This window comes from Streptomyces sp. RK9, assembly GCF_045070545.1.
In the GTDB taxonomy this organism is placed as follows: domain Bacteria; phylum Actinomycetota; class Actinomycetes; order Streptomycetales; family Streptomycetaceae; genus Streptomyces; species Streptomyces alboflavus.
In genome coordinates this window covers 2,384,524-2,402,088 of sequence record NZ_CP173704.1, presented here as the reverse complement: position 1 = coordinate 2,402,088, position 17,565 = coordinate 2,384,524, and the positions used below count along the sequence as shown (strand labels likewise).

At 70.8% G+C, this 17,565-nt stretch carries 12 protein-coding genes; 7 read left to right on the top strand and 5 right to left on the bottom strand.

Annotated elements, in window-relative coordinates; genetic code table 11:
- Nucleotide 1 precedes the first annotated feature (1 nt).
- From AB6L24_RS30940 to AB6L24_RS30920, 5 genes are all read right to left on the bottom strand, one after another.
- A complete protein-coding gene (locus AB6L24_RS30940) occupies nucleotides 2–958 on the bottom strand; it encodes an ABC transporter permease (RefSeq protein WP_380857705.1) in 957 nt (318 codons plus the stop codon).
- Nucleotides 951–1,880, bottom strand: coding sequence for an ABC transporter permease (locus AB6L24_RS30935; protein ID WP_030359740.1), 930 nt, complete (start codon nucleotides 1,878–1,880; stop codon nucleotides 951–953). The genes AB6L24_RS30940 and AB6L24_RS30935 overlap by 8 nt, the downstream gene beginning before the upstream one ends.
- 88 nt (nucleotides 1,881–1,968) lie before the next feature.
- On the bottom strand, nucleotides 1,969–3,591 hold the full coding sequence (locus AB6L24_RS30930; protein WP_405660751.1) for an ABC transporter substrate-binding protein: 1,623 nt from the start codon (nucleotides 3,589–3,591) through the stop codon (nucleotides 1,969–1,971).
- A 564-nt stretch (nucleotides 3,592–4,155) separates the two neighbouring features.
- A complete protein-coding gene (gene typA / locus AB6L24_RS30925; protein WP_405660748.1) occupies nucleotides 4,156–6,063 on the bottom strand; it encodes a translational GTPase TypA in 1,908 nt (635 codons plus the stop codon).
- A gap of 248 nt (nucleotides 6,064–6,311) precedes the next feature.
- Nucleotides 6,312–8,612 (bottom strand): ABC transporter family substrate-binding protein, encoded by a 2,301-nt coding sequence (locus AB6L24_RS30920; protein ID WP_405660746.1) that lies wholly within the window; start codon nucleotides 8,610–8,612, stop codon nucleotides 6,312–6,314.
- 517 nt (nucleotides 8,613–9,129) lie between these two features.
- Between AB6L24_RS30920 and AB6L24_RS30915 the strand changes: the two genes are divergently transcribed.
- The 7 genes from AB6L24_RS30915 (at nucleotide 9,130) to AB6L24_RS30885 (ending at nucleotide 17,531) form a co-directional block, all read left to right on the top strand.
- Nucleotides 9,130–9,450, top strand: coding sequence for a hypothetical protein (locus AB6L24_RS30915; protein ID WP_405660743.1), 321 nt, complete (start codon nucleotides 9,130–9,132; stop codon nucleotides 9,448–9,450).
- 45 nt (nucleotides 9,451–9,495) lie between these two features.
- Nucleotides 9,496–10,329: a hypothetical protein gene (locus tag AB6L24_RS30910; RefSeq protein WP_405660741.1), complete on the top strand. Its 834-nt coding sequence runs from the start codon at nucleotides 9,496–9,498 to the stop codon at nucleotides 10,327–10,329.
- A 20-nt stretch (nucleotides 10,330–10,349) separates the two neighbouring features.
- Nucleotides 10,350–12,278: a fumarate reductase/succinate dehydrogenase flavoprotein subunit gene (locus AB6L24_RS30905; RefSeq protein ID WP_405660738.1), complete on the top strand. Its 1,929-nt coding sequence runs from the start codon at nucleotides 10,350–10,352 to the stop codon at nucleotides 12,276–12,278.
- The gene (locus AB6L24_RS30900) at nucleotides 12,275–13,129 is read left to right on the top strand and encodes a succinate dehydrogenase/fumarate reductase iron-sulfur subunit (protein WP_405660736.1); all 855 of its coding nucleotides are present in this window, start codon (nucleotides 12,275–12,277) and stop codon (nucleotides 13,127–13,129) included. Before AB6L24_RS30905 ends, AB6L24_RS30900 begins: the two co-directional genes overlap by 4 nt.
- Nucleotides 13,130–13,241: 112 nt before the next feature.
- A complete protein-coding gene (locus AB6L24_RS30895) occupies nucleotides 13,242–14,504 on the top strand; it encodes an alpha/beta hydrolase family protein (RefSeq protein WP_405660734.1) in 1,263 nt (420 codons plus the stop codon).
- Between the two features lie 99 nt (nucleotides 14,505–14,603).
- Complete coding sequence (locus AB6L24_RS30890; RefSeq protein WP_405660732.1) at nucleotides 14,604–16,766, top strand: TPM domain-containing protein; 2,163 nt, start codon at nucleotides 14,604–14,606, stop codon at nucleotides 16,764–16,766.
- A 51-nt stretch (nucleotides 16,767–16,817) separates the two neighbouring features.
- The gene (locus AB6L24_RS30885; RefSeq protein ID WP_405660729.1) at nucleotides 16,818–17,531 is read left to right on the top strand and encodes a PspA/IM30 family protein; all 714 of its coding nucleotides are present in this window, start codon (nucleotides 16,818–16,820) and stop codon (nucleotides 17,529–17,531) included.
- The last annotated feature ends 34 nt before the right edge of the window (nucleotides 17,532–17,565 follow it).

Genomic DNA, 17,565 nt, shown 5'->3' with positions numbered 1-17,565 from the left:
CTCAGCGCAGCTTCGGGTCGAGGGCTTCGCGTACCGCGTCGCCGAGCATGATGAACGCCAGCACGGTGATGCTGAGCATTCCGGCGGGGAAGATCAGCGTGTGCGGGTTGTTCCGGATGTCCTGCGTCGCGTCGGAGATGTCGGCACCCCAGGACACGGCGTCACTGCCGAAGCCGAGGCCCAGGTACGACAGCGTCGACTCCGCGACGATGTACGTGCCGAGGGCAATGGTCGCGACGACGATGACCGGGGCGACGGCGTTCGGCAGCACGTGCCGGAACAGGATCCGCTTGGTGCCGGCGCCGAGGGCCTTGGCCGCCATCACGTAGTCCGCGTGCTTGGTCGTGATGACCGCGCCACGCATGACGCGCGCGATCTGCGTCCAGCCGAGGAACGCGAGCGCACCGGTGATCACCCACACGTCGCGGTCGGTGAAGGCGTTCAGGACGACCATCGCGCCGAGCAGGAACGGGATGCCGAAGAACACGTCGGTGATCCGGGAGAGCAGGCTGTCCCAGAAGCCACCGAAGTAGCCCGCGAGCATGCCGACCAGACCGCCGAAGAAGGTGACGAGCAGCGTCACGCCGAGACCGACCATCACCGAGTTCCGGGCGCCGAAGACCACGCGGGCGTAGATGCTGCGGCCCTGCCGGTCGTACCCGAACCAGTCGTCCTGGAAGAAGTGGGTCAGGTTCGGCGAACCGAGGAAGTTCTTCGTCAGGTCGCCGCTGCCGGGGTCGGTGCTCGTGAACAGGCCGGGGAAGGCCGACACGAGGAGCACGAGGAGGATCAGCAGGCCGGAGACGACGAACAGCGGCCTGCGGCGCAGGTCGCGCCAGGCGTCGCCCCAGAGACTGCGGGCGCCGCCCACCTCGCCGGCTTCGGCAGCCTTGCCGCTCGGCGGCGCGAGCGCCACCTCCGGCTCGTCCGCGGCCGGGGTCTTCATCAGGTCAGGCATAACGGATCCTCGGGTCCAGGACCGCGTAGAGCAGGTCGACGAGCAGGCTGGCGAGGAGGTACACGATGACGAGGACGGTGACGATGCCCACGATGATCGCGCCCTCACGCCGGGCGATCCCCGTGTACAGCAGGTTGCCCACGCCCGTCACGTTGAAGATGCCCTCGGTGATGACCGCGCCGCCCATCAGGGCGCCGATGTCCGTACCGAGGTAAGTGACCACGGGGATCAGGGAGTTGCGCAACAGGTGCCGGGAGATGATGCGGCGTCTGGGCAGACCCTTGGCGACGGCGGTGCGGATGTAGTCCGCCGACCGGTTCTCCTTGATGGAGGTACGGGTCAGTCGGGCCACATAGGCGAGGCCGACGAGGCCGAGCACGAGCGCCGGCAGCATCAGCTGCTGGAAGTTCTCCGAGTCCTGCACGGTCGGTTTCACCCAGCCGAGTTCGTTGCCGAAGATCAGCTGGAAGCCGAGGCCGAACACGAAGATCGGGACGGAGATCACGAGGAGCGTGAAGAACGTCACGGTGGTGTCGATGATCCGGCCGCGCCGCACACCGGCGATCACACCGAGGGTGATGCCGACGACGAGCTCGAACGTCCAGGCCATCGCGGCGAGCCGCATGGAGACCGGGAAGGCCTGCGTGATCTCGTCGAGGATGGGTCGGTTGCCGGCGATGGTGTTGCCGAAGTCGCCCTGGAACAGACCCTTCATGTAGTGCAGATACTGCTCCCAGAGGGGCAGGTCCAGACCCCGGTCGTGCTTGATCTGCGCGACCTGTGCCGGGTCCGGCGGCTTGTCTCCCCACAGCGCCTTGACCGGGTCACCCGGGAGGGCGTTCACCATCAGGAAGATCAGCAGGGTGGTCCCGATGAAGACCGGGATCATCTGGAGCAGTCGCCTCGCGACGTAGCGCCCCATAGTGGTGCCTCCGTCCATTGCGGAGCCGCCCGGAAGCGACGCCCGGGATCGCCGGGCGTCGCTTCACGGTGCGGTACTCCGGCGACTGCTACTTCTCGAAGACCTCGACGTCGGACAGGATCGGGTCGCCCGCCTGGTCGAACTCGATCTTCTTGACGTTGTTCGAGTAGGCGGAGAGCGTCTTGTTGTACCAGAGCGGGATGCCCGGGAAGCTGTTGACCAGCTCCTTCTCGGCCTTCTGGTACAGCTCGGCGGAATCGTCGATCGTCTTGGCCTTGTCGGCCTCAGCGGTCAGCTTGTCGAACTTCTTGTCCGAGAAGCCGCCCTTGTTGCCGTCGACGCCGGTGCCGTAGAGGTCGGCGAGGAAGTTGCCGTTGAACGGGTAGTCGAGCACCCAGCCGGAGCGGTACATCGACTTGACCTTCTTCTGGTCACGGATCTCCGTGTCGGCCGCGAAGTCCGTCACCGCGTCGCCGGTGCACTTGACACCGGTGGCCTTGGTGATGGAGTTGCAGACCGCGACGACCCAGTCCTTGTGCGGCTGGTCGGCGTTGTACTGGATCTGGATCTTGTTGCCCGGGACACCGCCGCCGGCCTTGATCGAGTCCTTGGCGGCCTTCGGGTCGAACTTGCAGAACTTGCCACAGGCGTCGTCCTGGTAGCCCTTGACGCCCTTGGCGACCCAGCCGGTCGCGGACTCACGGGTGCCGTAGAACACCGTCTTGGCGATGGTGTCGCGGTCGATCGCCATCGACAGGCCCTGGAGGACCTTGATGTCGGTCTTCTTCCACTGCGGCTGGTAGAAGGCGAAGTTGACCGTGTTGAGCGCCGAGTAGTCGGAGACGATGGCGCGGTCGCCGAAGTCGTTCTTGAAGTTGGCGAGCTCGCTGTTCGGCACGATCGGCATCGTGTCGACGTTGTCCGACTTCAGGTCGGCGTAGGCCGCGGTGTCCTTGGTGTAGGCCTTGAAGTCGATGCCGCCGTTCTTCGGCTTGTCCTCGCCCTTGTAGCCGGGCCAGGTGCGGACCGAGATCAGCTTCTTGCGGTCCCACTTCGAGAACTTGTAGGGACCGTTGCCGACCGGCGCCTCGCCGTACTTCTTCGGGTCCTTCAGCGCGGCCGCGGGCAGCGGGAAGAAGGGCTTGTAGACCAGCTTGTACTGGTAGTACGGGATGCCGTTCTTCAGCGTGATGGTGAAGGTGTTCTCGTCGACGACCTTCAGGCCGGACATGGCCTTCTTCTTGGCCTTGCCCTTGGCCGGGTGGACGTCGTCGTAGCCGACGATGTCGCGGTACCAGGCGCTGTTCTGCTGGCCGTTGGCCGGGTCGGCGGCCCAGTTCCAGGCGTCCACGTACGACTTCGCCGTGACCGGCGTGTTGTCGTGGAACTTCCAGCCCTTCTTGAGCTTGACGGTCCACACCTTGTTCGCCTTGTCGGGCGTGACCGACTCGGCGTTCTCGTAGGTGATGTTGCCCTGCTTGTCGTAGTGGACAAGCCCCGTGAAGAGGGCGTCGATGACGACGCTGCCGTACGCCTCCATGGTGTTGGACGGCTGCAGCAGGTTCTGCGGCTCACCATTGGCGTAAGAGACGATCCCCTTCGGGTCGACCTTGCCGCTGCCCTTGTCGTCGTCGCCTCCACCACAGGCAGTAGCGGTAAGCGCCACAACACCGGCTATGGCGACCCACTTGGCGCTCTTGGCACCACGCATGGGGTTCCTCCTCATGAGTCCACTTGTTCACTACAAGAGGGGGTACGCGGAGCAGCGCCGACACCCCTGCCGGCGAAGATCGAGTACCCCAGTGTGCTCGTGAGTCGGCGCTCCCCACAGCGCGTGACCCATTGACCCGAGCTATACGCGGTCAACTATTAGCCATGAGGTACGGCCCGACCACACCCTTTTGGTCTCGGTTCAATCACACCTGGCACGTACAACTTCCAAAATCCGGACAAACCGATCCCAGATAGATGGTTGCGAAACGGACGTGTTACACATCTAACGGTCAAGGGGGTCCGCATACCGGACAGATCGCGGGTGAAAACCGGTTGCCAGACGGCCCGTCGACGGCCCCCGGGGTCGACGCGCGTCACACCCCGTCACCGTATCGCCCGGCGCAACGCGAGAAGCCGGTTTTCCCACACACGTCGTGTGCGGGAAAACCGGCCTCAGCGACCGAAGGGGCGCGGGGAACTGCGCGACCGGCCACGACGGAGTCGCGGACGAAGGACGGCAGGTGGCGGCCCGGCCCAGAGAGCCAGGCCACGCCCGCGTGGGTCAGCCGTGCTTGGCGCGCGAAGCCGTGCGGCCGCGCTCCTTCTGGTCCAGGACGACCTTGCGGATGCGCACGGCCTCCGGGGTCACCTCGACGCACTCGTCGTCGCGGCAGAACTCCAGGGACTGCTCCAGGGAGAGCTTGCGCGGCGGGACGATCGCCTCGAAGGAGTCGGCCGAGGAGGAGCGCATGTTGGTGAGCTTCTTCTCCTTGGTGATGTTCACGTCCATGTCGTCGGAGCGCGAGTTCTCGCCGACGATCATGCCCTCGTACACCTCGGTGCCGGGGTCGGTGAACAGCACGCCGCGCTCCTGGAGGTTCGTCATCGCGAACGCGGTGACGGCGCCGGCGCGGTCGGCGACCAGGGAGCCGTTGTTACGGGTCTTCAGCTCGCCGAACCACGGCTCGTGACCCTCGTGGATGGAGTGCGCGATGCCCGTGCCGCGGGTCTGGGTCAGGAACTCCGTACGGAAGCCGATGAGGCCGCGGGACGGGACGACGAACTCCAGACGGACCCAGCCGGAGCCGTGGTTCGACATGTTGTCCATGCGGCCCTTGCGGACGCCCATGAGCTGCGTGACCGCGCCCATGTGCTCCTCGGGCACGTCGATGGTCATGCGCTCGACGGGCTCGTACGTCTTGCCCTCGACCTCCTTGGTGACCACCTGCGGCTTGCCGATGGTCATCTCGAAGCCCTCGCGGCGCATCTGCTCGACCAGGATCGCGAGCGCCAGCTCGCCGCGGCCCTGCACCTCCCAGGCGTCGGGACGCGCGGTGTCCAGGACGCGCAGCGAGACGTTGCCGATCAGCTCGCGGTCCAGGCGGTCCTTGACCTGGCGGGCGGTCACCTTGCGGTCCTTGACGGCCGCCTTGGCGTCCGCGCCCTTGCCGGTGCCACCGCGGCCGACCAGCGGCGAGGTGTTCGTACCGATGGTCATGGAGATCGCCGGCTCGTCGACCGTGATCAGCGGGAGCGCGATCGGGTTCTCGGGGTCGGCCAGGGTCTCGCCGATCATGATGTCCGGGATACCGGCGACGGCGCAGATGTCGCCGGGCCCGGCGACCTCCGCGGGCTTGCGGGTGAGCGCCTCGGTCATCATCAGCTCGGTGATGCGGACGTTGGCGATCGAGCCGTCGCGCTTGATCCAGGCCACGGTCTGGCCCTTGCGCAGCTCGCCCTGCTCGACGCGGAGCAGCGCGATGCGGCCGAGGAAGTTGTCGGCGTCCAGGTTGGTGACGTGGGCCTGGAGCGGCGCGGTCTCGTCGTACTCGGGGGCCGGGACGTGCTGGAGCAGCGTGGTGAAGAACGGCTCCAGGTTGGTGCTGTCGGCCGGGACGGTGCCGTCCTCCGGCTTGGTCAGCGAGGCCACGCCGTCACGGCCGCAGGCGTAGACGATCGGGAACTCGATCTGGTCCTCGTCGGCGTCCAGGTCGAGGAAGAGGTCGTACGTCTCGTTCACGACCTCGTCGATGCGCGAGTCCGGACGGTCCGTCTTGTTGATGCAGAGGATGACGGGCAGGCGCTGCATCAGGGCCTTGCGGAGCACGAAGCGGGTCTGCGGCAGCGGACCCTCGGAGGCGTCCACGAGGAGGACGACCGCGTCCACCATCGACAGACCGCGCTCGACCTCGCCGCCGAAGTCGGCGTGGCCAGGGGTGTCGATGATGTTGATCGTGATCGGGTCGCCACCGTCCTTCGGGTGGTACTTGACCGCCGTGTTCTTGGCCAGGATCGTGATGCCCTTCTCACGCTCCAGGTCGTTGCTGTCCATCATGCGGTCGTCGAGGGACTCGGCGGCGTGCGCGGCGAAGGCGCCCGCCTGCTTGAGCATGGCGTCGACGATGGTCGTCTTGCCGTGGTCGACGTGGGCGACGATGGCGACGTTACGAATGTCGTGGCGCGTGGGCATGCGAGGTGCGCTTCTCCCGGGAGGCTTGGACGGCGGCGCGTACGTCCATTTCGTACGCGTGCCCTGCCGGGCAGACGTGCCACGGCCTTACCCCATCCTACGGTGCCTCGCCGGGGGCGGCTTGTCGGGCTCCTCGGGCGGCCCCGGAACGGGAGGTTCCGCCAGGCCGGGGGCGCCGTCGATCGCGGCCTCCGGCCTGGCTCGTCCTCAATCTCCCCCAAGCTCTCAAGGAGCAGGGAGGGGCCCCACTACGGGCGCTTGACGGCCTTGGTTCCCGGCTTCAGGAAGCCCATGTCCTCATACGTCGGCGTCTCGAAGCCGAACGCTCCCGCGTTGGCGAGGTTCGTGCGGGCCGCCACCAGCTGGGGGCGCTGGTAGAGGGGGACCGAGCCCGCCGCCGCCCAGATGCGGGCGTCGGCCTTCTTCACCAGGGAGCGGTTCTCGCCCTCGTCCAGCTCGCTCACGGCCTGGTCGAAGAGCTGGTCGATGTGGTCGGTGCCGACGCGGGTGTAGTTCTGCTCGACGTTCAGGGAGCCGTCCGCGGCGGGCACCGGCTTGGCGAAGATCGGGCGGGCGTCGGTCGCGGGGAACGCGGACGCCGGCCAGGAGTACAGCGCCAGGTCGTACTGGCCGGACGCGATGTGGTCCTTGAAGTAGCTGTCGTCGGCGACCTTGGCGATCTCCGTGCGCACCCCGATGCGCTGCAGCATCCGCGAGATCCGGTCGGCGACCCCGCGCAGCGACTCCGAGCCCGCCCCGGAGGGGAGCACGAAGCGCAGCGTCAGCGCCTTGCCGTCCTTGGCGAGCGGCCCCGCGGCGGCGCCCTTGGCGGCCTTGGGGGCGGCGGTGCCCTTGGGGGCGTACGCACCGGGGGCGCCGCCCTGGGCCTGCTTCTTCGCGTGCTGCTTGGCGTGGCCGCCGGGGTCCTTCTTCTGTTCCTTGTCGGCCTCGCGGCGCGCGGTGAGGGCGTCGGCCTGCCGCATCAGGACGGCCTGCTGGTAGGCGGCGGCGCGGTCGGGGCTGAGGAGGGCGGCGCGGGGGTCGCCGGGCTTCTGGTCGTCCTCGCCGACGATGTAGGTGCCGTCGTCGGACTCGGAGCCCGAGCCGGAGCCGGAGTCGGAGTCGTTCTCCGAGGACTCCGACCCTGCGTCGCCCCCGTCACCGTCCTTCTTCTTGCCCTCCCCCTTCTCCTTGCCCTTCTCCTTGAGCGGGCCGCCCGGCGTCCAGCCCGCGTCGGCGAGGAGGGCGGAGGCCTCCGCCGTGTCCTGGTCGCCGAGGGCGCCGCTGTTGTCGGCGTACGCGTCCTGACCGGCGAGGGCGAGGTGGCTGCCGACGGGCTCGGCGGGCAGGCCGAGGGGCTTCAGAACCGTTCTTGCGAGTTCGTCGCGGTTCAGGGCGCGGGCGACGGCGCGGCGGACGCGGTCGTCGGCGAGGGGGCCCTCGGAGCCGTTGAGGGCGAGCTGGGTGTAGGCGGGTTCGAGGGACTTGCGGACCTCGTAGCCGCGCAGGCCGGACTGTTCCTCGGCGTACCGCTCGACGGCCTTGCGGGTCTTCGCGCGGGCCTCCTGCTCGATCTCCGCGGCCTCCTCGTCGGAGCCGTGGGCGCGGGCCCAGGAGCGCAGCGCCCCGGCCGGGCCGATGGCGGCGCCGGGGCCGTGGGCGAGCGGGCCCCGGGCGCCCTTGTCGCGGGCGGCGAGGGCGATGCGGCCCGCCTCGTCGGCGTCGATCTCGGCGAGGTCGACCTTGCCCTCGGCGAGGGCGGCGGCGCGCTTGTCGCGGGGGACCTCGCGCAGGACCAGCTTGTCGAGCTTGGCGGGGCTGCCCCACCAGCGGGCGCTGCGGCGCAGGGTCAGCTCGCCGTCGTCGCGGTCGACGTCCTTCAGGGCGAAGGGGCCCGCGGTGACCTTGAGCTTGGTGCGGGCGCCGTCGTTGAAGGAGTCCGGGGTGCCCATGACGTCCTTCGGGTACAGCGGGGAGAACAGGGAGCGCCAGTCCGCGTAGGGCTTGTCGAAGGTGACGCGCACCTCCAGGTTGTTGGCGCCGCGTTCGATCTTGCCGATGCGGTCGTAGCCGGCGTTGCGGGCGGTCCAGTACGCGCTGTCCTTGCCGGAGAGTGCGCGCCACTGGGCGGCGAAGTCGTCGGCGCCGATCTCGCGGCCGTCGCTCCACACCGCCTGCTGGTTCAGCTTGTAGAGCACGACCTGCTGGGGCTCGCGCTCGACGACCTTCGCGGACTCCAGGAAGTCGGCGTCCGCCTCGGGTCTGCCGCGGGAGTCCAGGCGGAACATCGACGGCAGGACGGCGCCGGCGACGCGGGTGGTGGCCTCGTCGGCGTCGGACTGGAAGGAGTTGAAGGTCTCGGGGAGGGCGTCGACGGCCCACTTCACCGAGCCGCCGTCGGCGACCCGGTCCCGGGCCGCGGGGGCGATGTCCTGCCCGGCCGTCGGGGCGCTCGACTCCTCGCCGGAGCCGCACCCGGTGAGGGTGGGCAGCGCGAGGACTCCGGCGGCGAGGAAGACGGCGGATCGCCTGGAGCGGTCGAGGGGCATGACGGGTACCTCCGGGGGTTGCCCGTGCGGGGTGCACGTTTGGCGGTATCGCGGGGGAAATATGGAGTTGATCACACGTATGTCATCCACTGAACGTGAGGGATCTCTGGCGGGGGCGCCGACACGACGGGGTGCCCTCGGTAAGCCACCCGCTCGGCGCAACGGCCCCCTGGGCCGGGGTGGCCCCCGATCGCGCTGCGCGCTCGCCCTCAAACGCCGGGCGGGCTTTCTCCCACCTGCTCGCCCTCACTCGACCGGGCACCCGTGGAACGCACAGGGGGCTGACATTTTGAGCCCGTCCGGCGATTGAGGACGAGCGCGGAGCGCGATCGGGGGCGCCCCGGCGCACAGCCGGAGAACCCCTGCCCCCGGGCGCCCCCGTCCGACCAGGCGCCCCGCCGGAGACCTCACTCGGAGGGGGCGAATCCACGCACGTGGGTTCCCAACACGGGATGTGAGGAGCGACACTCTCAGGCGCATGAGCGTTGCCGCCGCACCTGTGAAGTGAGGGCAAGTCATGGCTCTGCACGACGATCTGACGGCCATTCAGCGCTGCGTGGACGACCTGGTCCGCACTGTGGGCAGGATCGCGCAACGCGCCGACGCGGACCTCGCGGGCGTCGACTTCCGCCGCGTCCGCATGGACACCGACCACCTGCGCGAGAGCGTCGCCCTGCTGCGCGCCGCGGCCACCTCCGCCGCGGCGCCACCGGCCCCGCCCGCGCCCCCCAAGACCCGCCCCGAGCTGGTCACCATCCCCGACACGCCGTACGACCGGTCCCTGTGGACGGACTCGGACGACGAGGGCCTGGGCGCCCGCGACCGCCGCGCGCCCTAGCGGCCCCCGCACCGAACCGCCCGTCGACGAAGGAGTGGAGCCTCGTTGGCCACTGGCACGGAACCCCATCTGAAGAAGGGCACGGGCCCCGGCGGCGTACGGCACGGCACGCGCGCCGCCATCACCGCTGCCCATTTGCGGACGGACCGCTGGTGGCTCCAGCCCGCCGCGACCGCCGCCGGACTGTTCGCCTTCGTCGTGTACTCGACGTGGCGGGCGTTCGCGAACGCCGACTACTACGAGGCGCCCTACGTCTCGCCGTTCTACTCCCCGTGCGTCGCGGAGAACTGCGAACCGATGCGGAACGGGCCCAACTGGGAGATCTTCGGCAGCTGGTGGGGCCTTTCCCCGGCGCTCCTGATCCTCATCTTCCCGCTGGGTTTCCGCCTCACCTGCTACTACTACCGCAAGGCCTACTACCGCGGCTTCTGGGCGTCACCGCCCGCCTGCGCGGTGGCGGAACCGCACGCGACGTACACGGGTGAGACGCGTTTCCCGCTGATCCTGCAGAACATCCACCGGTACTTCTTCTACGCGGCGGTGCCGGTCGCGGGCATTCTCACGTACGACACCGTCCTCGCCTTCCGCAACGAGGACTACGAGTGGGGACACATGGGGCTCGGCACCCTCGTGTTCCTGGTGAACATCACGCTGATCTGGGCGTACACGCTCTCCTGCCATTCCTGCCGGCACATCGTCGGCGGCAAGCTCAAACACTTCTCCAAGCATCCGGTGCGCTATCGGATGTGGCGCTGGGTCGGCTGGCTGAACGGCCGGCACATGCTGCTCGCCTGGGCGTCGCTGATCAGCGTCGCGCTCGCGGACTTCTATGTGTACCTGATCGCTTCCGGTGCTTTCGATGACCCGACCCTCTTCTGACAACGCAAAGGGTGCTTCTGATGTCTCAGGTGGAGCGGCAGCAGTGGGACGTCGTGGTCGTGGGCGCCGGTGGCGCCGGGCTGCGGGCCGCCATCGAGGCCCGTGAGCAGGGCGCCCGTACGGCCGTGATCTGCAAGTCGCTGTTCGGCAAGGCCCATACGGTGATGGCCGAGGGCGGCATCGCCGCGTCCATGGGCAATGTGAACTCCGGCGACAACTGGCAGGTGCACTTCCGCGACACCCTGCGCGGCGGCAAATTCCTCAACCAGTGGCGGATGGCGGAGCTGCACGCCCGCGAGGCGCCCGACCGGGTGTGGGAACTGGAGACGTGGGGCGCGCTCTTCGACCGTACGAAGGACGGGCGGATCTCGCAGCGGAACTTCGGCGGGCACGAATATCCGCGGCTCGCGCACGTCGGCGACCGCACCGGCCTCGAACTCATCCGCACGCTCCAGCAGAAGATCGTCGCCCTGCAACAGGAGGACGAGCGCGAATTCGGCGACTACGAAGCCCGGTTGAAGGTATTCCAGGAATGCACCGTCACCCGCGTCATGAAAGACGGCGAGCGCGTTTCGGGTGCCTTCTGCTACGAGCGCGAGAGCGGGCGCTTCTTCGTCATCGAGGCGCCGAGCGTGGTGCTCGCCACCGGCGGCATCGGCAAGTCCTTCAAGGTGACGTCGAATTCATGGGAGTACACCGGGGACGGGCACGCGCTCGCGCTGCTCGCCGGGGCGCCGCTCCTGAACATGGAATTCGTGCAGTTCCATCCGACCGGAATGGTCTGGCCGCCGTCGGTGAAGGGCATCCTCGTCACCGAGTCCGTGCGCGGCGACGGCGGAGTGCTGCGCAATTCCGACGGCAAACGCTTCATGTTCGACTACGTCCCGGACGTCTTCAAGGAGAAGTACGCGGAGTCGGAGGCGGAGGGCGACCGCTGGTACGACGACCCGGACAACAACCGCCGCCCGCCCGAGCTGCTCCCCCGCGACGAGGTGGCCCGCGCCATCAACTCCGAGGTGAAGGCGGGCCGCGGCTCCCCGCACGGCGGGGTGTTCCTGGACGTGTCGACGCGCATGCCCGCCGAGGTCATCCGGCGCCGACTGCCGTCCATGTACCACCAGTTCAAGGAGCTGGCGGACGTCGACATCACGGCCGAGGCGATGGAGGTCGGGCCGACCTGCCACTACGTGATGGGCGGCATCGCGGTCGAGTCGGACACGGCGGCGGCGCGCGGCGTGCCGGGGCTCTTCGCGGCCGGTGAGGTCGCGGGCGGCATGCACGGCTCGAACCGGCTCGGCGGCAACTCCCTGTCCGACCTCCTTGTGTTCGGGCGCCGGGCGGGGCTCCACGCGGCGCGGTACGCGGACGACCTCGCCACCGCCCCGGTCGTGGACGACGCGCAGGTGGACGCGGCCGCCGCCGAGGCGCTGCGCCCGTTCAGCGCCGAGGGCCCGGAGGCGGGCACGGCGCCCGAGAACCCGTACACCCTGCACCAGGAGCTCCAGCAGACCATGAACGACCTGGTCGGCATCATCCGCCGCGAGGGCGAGGTGGCCGAGGCCCTGGAGAAGCTGGCGGAGCTGCGGCGGCGCGCCCGCAGGGCCGGGGTCGAGGGGCACCGCCAGTTCAACCCGGGCTGGCACCTGGCGCTCGACCTGCGCAACATGCTGCTGGTCAGCGAGTGCGTGGCGCGCGCGGCCCTGGAGCGCACGGAGAGCCGCGGCGGGCACACCCGCGAGGACCACCCCGGCATGAACCGCGAGTGGCGCCGCGTGAACCTGCTGTGCGCCCTCGCCGACCCGACGGGCGTCCTCTCGGTGAGCGACCCGGCCCACGGCCAGATCGACCTCACCCGGGTCACGACCGACCCCATCCGCCCCGACCTGCTCGCCCTCTTCGACAAGGAGGAGCTGGTCAAGTACCTCGCCGAAGAGGAGCTCTACGAGTGAGTACGAGGACGACTTCCGGCACGGGTTCCGGCGCGGCCGGGAACGAGAGCGGGGCGACCGGGGGCGGCGACGAGGGCTCGGGGGCGTACGACGCGCGCTTCCGGGTCTGGCGCGGCGACGTCGAAGGCGGTGATCTGAAGGACTTCACCGTCCAGGTCAACGACGGCGAGGTGGTCCTCGACATCATCCACCGGCTCCAGGCCACCCAGGCCCCCGACCTCGCCGTGCGGTGGAACTGCAAGGCGGGCAAGTGCGGTTCGTGCTCCGCGGAGATCAACGGGCGGCCACGCCTGATGTGCATGACGCGCATGTCGGTGTTCGCACGCGACGAGGTCATCACGGTGACGCCGCTGCGCGCCTTCCCCGTGGTGCGGGACCTGGTGACCGACGTGGGCTTCAACTACACGAAGGCCAGGGAGGTCCCGGCGTTCGTACCGCCGAAGGAGCTCGGTCCCGGCGAGTACCGCATGATGCAGGAGGACGTGGACCGCTCCCAGGAGTTCCGCAAGTGCATCGAGTGCTTCCTGTGCCAGGACACCTGCCATGTGGTGCGTGACCACGAGGAGAACAAGACGGCCTTCGCCGGGCCCCGCTTCCTCATGCGCGTCGCCGAACTCGACATGCACCCCCTGGACGCGGCCGCCGCCACCGGCCTCGACCGCAAGGCGACGGCCCAGGAGGAACACGGCCTCGGCTACTGCAACATCACCAAGTGCTGCACGGAGGTGTGCCCCGAGGGCATCCACATCACCGACAACGCGCTGATCCCGCTGAAGGAGCGGGCCGTGGACCGCAAGTACGACCCGCTGGTCTGGCTCGGCAACAAGATCCGGCGGCGGCCGACGACGTAGCGGGCAGAGCGAGCAGAGCGGCCAAAGGGTCCTGGGTGGGGGTAATCCCCCACCCAGGATTCTCCGGATTGCCTCCATGGTCGCGGGCGTCATGCCAGGTCAGCATGGAGACATGAACCTTCGTGATCTCCGCTCCCCCCGCTCCCGCACCCGCAGGGGCGCGCTCGCCCTGGGGCTCGCCGTGGCCACCGTGATCGCCGCGGGGGCTGCCGCGCCGGTCTCCGCGCAGGACGCGGGCGGCGCCCAGGAGGCGCACGGCGTCCGGGCCGCGCTGCCCGCGCCCACAGGGCCGCACGCCGTCGGTACGTTCTCGACCCGCCTGGTCGACCGCTCCCGCCACGACCCGTGGGTCACCGCGCAGCCGTACCGGGAGCTGATGGTGAGCGTCTGGTACCCGGCGCGTGCCACCGGCGGGCACGGGTTCGCGCCGTACATGGCGAAGGGCGCCGCCGCGCGCTGGAACGCGGCCGCGCCGCACGGGATCCCGAAGGACGCCGTCGACTGGGCGGGCATGCGGACGCACGCCCGGGAGGGCGCCCGGGTCGAGACCGGCGGCGGGCGGCTGCCCGTGCTGCTGTACTCGGCGGGTGCCAACGACCCCCGGACCTGGGGCACTTCCCTCGTAGAGGAGATGGCGAGCCGCGGCTATGTCGTCGTCACCGTCGACCACACCTACGAGTCCCCGGGCGTCGCGTTCCCCGACGGCTCCGTGAAGACCGACGAGCCGCTGCGGGACGCGCTCGCGCAGACCCCGCCGGAGAAGCTGCCGGGGCTCATGAAGAAGGTCCTCGACGCCCGCGTCGCCGACGACAAGTTCGTGCTCGACCGGCTCGGCGCGCTGCCGCACGGCCTGGGCAGGGCGGTCGACCGGAGCCGCGTCGGCATGTTCGGCCACTCCGCCGGCGGGATGGCGGCCGCCGAGACCATGTACGAGGACAAGCGCGTGCGGGCGGGCGTCAACCTGGACGGCACCCTGGAGCACAACGCGGAGCCCCAGGGCACGAACCTCACACCCGTCGCCCGGCACGGCCTGGACCACCGGCCGTTCCTGCTGATGGGCCGGGACGGCAGCGACCACACCACCGAGCCGTCCTGGGGCTCCTTCTGGAAGCACGGCACCGGCTGGAAGCGGGACCTGAACCTGCGCGGCGCGAAGCACCAGACGTACACCGACCTCGCCGCGGTCCTGCCGCAGGCCGGGGTGGGGCGCGACGTGGTCGAGAAGAACATCGGCACCGTCGACCCGGCGCGCGCCACGGCCGCCCAGCGCGCGTACGTGGCCTCGTTCTTCGACCGCACGCTCGGCGGGCACGACGACCACCTCCTCGACGGTCCCTCGCCGCGCCACCCGGAGGTCCGGTTCGTGGGGCGCTAGGGCCTGTCCGAGGGGCCGGGGGCGTGCGGGCGGGGCGGCGACGGGGGTGCCGCCCCGCCCCGGTCGCGTGACCCCATGGGCGGCCATACGCTGCCACATGTGACGCCGTCCTCCCGCGCCCCGTCGCACATAGCCGCGCGGGCGGCGGCCGCCGCGCTGCTGCTCTGGTGCTGGCTCCCGCTGTCGGCACCCCCGGCGGGCGCCGCGTCCGCCCTGCCCGCCGCGCCCCCCGCGCGTGCCGCGCCCGCCGACGACCCGGTCCGCCTCGACCGCGACGGCCAGATCACCGACCGCACCGACGCGCTCGGCGACCGCCGCACGGCCGTGGCCGACGCCCTCGACCGGCTCTACGAGGAGCAGCGGATCCAGCTGTTCGTCGTGTACGTACGCGACTTCTCCGGGCGGTCCGCGCAGGGCTGGGCCGACACCACCGCCGACCGCAACGGCCTCGGCGCCGACGACGTGCTGCTCGCCGTCGCCACCCACGACCGGATGTACGCCTACTCCGTCGACGCGGCCGCGCGGCTCACCGACGGCCAGCTGCGGGAGGTCGCCGCCACCGCCGTCGAACCCGCCCTGCGGCGCCACGACTGGGCGGGGGCCGCCGTCGGCGCGGCGAACGGGTACGCGGCGGTGCTCGACGGGCAGCGGGTGGTGGCGCCGACGATCACCCCGGGCGAGGCCGACCCCGGCGGGAGCACCGCGGGCGGTGCGGACAGCGTGGATGACGGGGTGGCGGGCGATCTGGTGCTTCCGGTGGTCGCGGCCTGCGCGGCGGGCGGCTTCGCGCTGGTCGCGTACCGGCGTCGGCGGCGGCGCGTCACCTCCCGTACGACACCGGGACAGGGCACCGGGCCCGAGCCGCTGCCCGACCTCGACGCCCGGGCGAGGGCCCTGCTCGTGGAGACCGACGACGCGGTGCGCACCAGCGCCGAGGAACTGGGCTTCGCCACCGCCCAGTTCGGTGAGGAGGCCGCGCGGCCCTTCACGGCCGCCGTGGCCGCCGCGCGCGAGGAGCTGACGGCGGCCTTCCGGCTGCGACAGGAGCTCGACGACGCCTGTCCGGAGGACGACGCGACCCGGCGCCGCATGCTCGACGAGATCGTCGCCCGCTGCACCGAGGCGGACCGCCGCCTGGACGCCGAGGCCGCCGCCTTCGACCAGCTGCGCGCCCTCGAACGCGCCGCGCCCGCCGCCCTCGACCACGCCGAGGCGGTGTTCCAGCAGGTCAGTGCCCGCACCTTGGACGCCGAGAGCACCCTGAAGGAGCTGCGGTCCCGCTACTCCCCCGGCGCGAGCGAAGTGGTCGTCGGCAACGTCGAACAGGCCAAGGACCGCCTCGTGTTCGCCACCGCCCAGTTGCACCTGGCCCGTACGGCCGTCGACGGCGCCGACAACGGCACGGCCGCCGTCCATCTGCGCGCGGCCGAGGGCGCCGTCGACCAGGCCGACACGTTCCTCACCGCCGTCGAGCGGCTCGCCGGTGAACTCGCCGAGGCGGCGGGCCGGTTGCCGGGCGCCCTGAGCGAGGCGGATGCCGACCTCGCCGAGGCCCGCGGACGGCTCACCGGCTCCGGCGGCGCGCCCGACGCCGACCTGCGCGGGCGCGTGGCCCGGGCCGATGCCGTCACCGGCGAGGTGCGGCGGGCCGTCGCCGCAGGGCCGTACGACCCGATCGACGCCCTGCGCCGGGTGGAGGAGGCCGACGCCGCGCTCGACGCGGCCCTGTCCGGCGCACGCGAACGTGACGACGCCGATGCGCGCGCCCGCTCCCTCCTCGGCCAGGCCCTCCTCACCGCCCGCAGCGCCGTCGCCGCCGCCACGGACTACGTCACGACGCACCGGGGCGCGGTGGGCAGCGCGTCCCGGACACGGCTCGCGGAGGCGCAGCGGCACTTGGAGGAGGCGGAGCGGGCGGAGGGGGCGGAGGCGGTGTCGGGCGGTACGGGGGCGGGTGCGGCCCTCGCGGAGGCCCGGCGTGCCGACTCCCTGGCCCGCGAGGCCCAGGCGCTCGCCGAGCGGGACGTCCGGGCCTACGGCCATCCGTACGGCGGCGGGCGCGGGGGCGCGGGCGGGACGGGCGGGGCCGTGCTCGGCGGGATCGTCCTCGGGCAGATCCTCGGCGGGCTCGGGCGCGGGGGCCTCGGGGGGACGGGCGGGGGCGGCTTCGGCGGGGGCGGCGGGGGTGGCGGGGGTGGCGGTCCTGGGAGCTTCGGCGGGGGCGGGACCCGGGGTCGCAGGGGCGGGGGCGGGCGGTTCTGAGACTCGTCCGCGGGATCCGTACCCGTACGCACACACAAGGAGAGAGCCCTCATGGCCAAGCAGACCGTCCTCGGGCGCGTGGCGCAGTTGGCGAAGGCCAACGTCAACGCCCTCCTCGACCAGGCCGAGGACCCGCAGAAGATGCTGGACCAGCTGATCCGCGACTACACGGAGAACATCCGGGAGGCCGAGCAGGCCGTCGCGGCCACGATCGGGAACCTGCGCCTGATGGAGGAGGACCACAGGGAGGACGTGGCGGCCGCCGACGAGTGGGGCGGCAAGGCGCTCGCGGCCAGCAGGAAGGCGGACGCGCTGCGGATGGCGGGGAACGCCGGGGAGGCCGACCGGTTCGACGGGCTCGCCAAGGTGGCGCTCGGGCGGCAGCTGCGGTCCGAGAAGGAGGCGAAGGACGCCGAGCCGACGATCGCCGCGCAGTCCGAGGTGGTCGCCAGGCTCAAGGACGGCCTGGACTCGATGAAGATCAAGCTGACGGAGCTGCAGTCGAAGCGGGACCAGTTGGTGGCCCGGGCGAAGTCCGCGCAGGCGCAGAACCAGATGCTGGACGCCGCCCGCAGCATCGACGTCCTCGATCCGACGAGCGAGCTGAGCCGGTTCGAGGAGAAGGTGCGGCGCGAGGAGGCGCGGGCCCTCGGCAGGGAGGAGCTGGCCGCGTCCTCGCTGGACGCGCAGTTCGAGCAGTTGGACAGCCTGAGCGACACGGCGGAGGTGGAGGCGCGGCTGGCGGCGCTGAAGGCGACGACGTGAGCCGGACGGGGGCGCCTCGACCAGGACGGCGCCG

What these genes read in the sequence shown, in the direction of transcription:
- AB6L24_RS30920 (WP_405660746.1), bottom strand. Translation starts at nt 8,612, where the DNA reads ATGCCCCTCGACCGCTCCAGGCGATCCGCCGTCTTCCTCGCCGCCGGA.
- AB6L24_RS30930 (WP_405660751.1), bottom strand. Translation starts at nt 3,591, where the DNA reads ATGCGTGGTGCCAAGAGCGCCAAGTGGGTCGCCATAGCCGGTGTTGTG.
- AB6L24_RS30935 (WP_030359740.1), bottom strand. Translation starts at nt 1,880, where the DNA reads ATGGGGCGCTACGTCGCGAGGCGACTGCTCCAGATGATCCCGGTCTTC.
- AB6L24_RS30915 (WP_405660743.1), top strand. Translation starts at nt 9,130, where the DNA reads ATGGCTCTGCACGACGATCTGACGGCCATTCAGCGCTGCGTGGACGAC.
- AB6L24_RS30905 (WP_405660738.1), top strand. Translation starts at nt 10,350, where the DNA reads ATGTCTCAGGTGGAGCGGCAGCAGTGGGACGTCGTGGTCGTGGGCGCC.
- AB6L24_RS30885 (WP_405660729.1), top strand. Translation starts at nt 16,818, where the DNA reads ATGGCCAAGCAGACCGTCCTCGGGCGCGTGGCGCAGTTGGCGAAGGCC.
- AB6L24_RS30940 (WP_380857705.1), bottom strand. Translation starts at nt 958, where the DNA reads ATGCCTGACCTGATGAAGACCCCGGCCGCGGACGAGCCGGAGGTGGCG.
- typA (WP_405660748.1), bottom strand. Translation starts at nt 6,063, where the DNA reads ATGCCCACGCGCCACGACATTCGTAACGTCGCCATCGTCGCCCACGTC.
- AB6L24_RS30895 (WP_405660734.1), top strand. Translation starts at nt 13,242, where the DNA reads ATGAACCTTCGTGATCTCCGCTCCCCCCGCTCCCGCACCCGCAGGGGC.